The sequence below is a fragment of the Bacillus sp. Medicinal_06 genome, assembly GCF_056711665.1.
This window is the reverse complement of record NZ_JBWYHD010000073.1, coordinates 1-399: the sequence shown is the minus strand read 5'-3', so window position 1 is coordinate 399 and position 399 is coordinate 1. Positions and strand designations below refer to the sequence as shown.

Genomic DNA, 399 nt, shown 5'->3' with positions numbered 1-399 from the left:
AATTAACCCAAACATTGGAGGATATTGCGATGAACCAAGACCCTATTTTACAAAAGGCAATGAATAAATGGGAACGTATGAGTCAAGATTCTTCTTTCCGACAAGCGTATGAAGCAAGGGAGAAAGCATTGATGGATGAAGCGGCGAAGTTTGCCCATGCTCGTAATGAAGGGAAAAAAGAAGGCATCCAAGAAGGCATCCAAGAAGGCGTTCAGCAAGGGAAAATACAAATGATTAAAGGTATGCATGAACTTGGTGTACCAATTGAAACGATTGCAAAAGCAAGTAAATTAAGTATAGAAGAAGTTGAACATATTTTGAGAGAAAATTCATAATAAAAAACTAAGAAAGCAAAAGAGCCACAATCCCCAATGGCTGGGATTGTGGCTCTTTCAAGAT

At 38.3% G+C, this 399-nt stretch carries 1 protein-coding gene; it reads left to right on the top strand.

The window, feature by feature from the left end; all coding sequences use genetic code 11:
• The coding region (locus AC1M36_RS28545; protein WP_479846528.1) for an Rpn family recombination-promoting nuclease/putative transposase at positions 1 to 335 on the top strand (335 nt) is incomplete at its 5' end.
• Positions 336 to 399 lie beyond the last annotated feature (64 nt).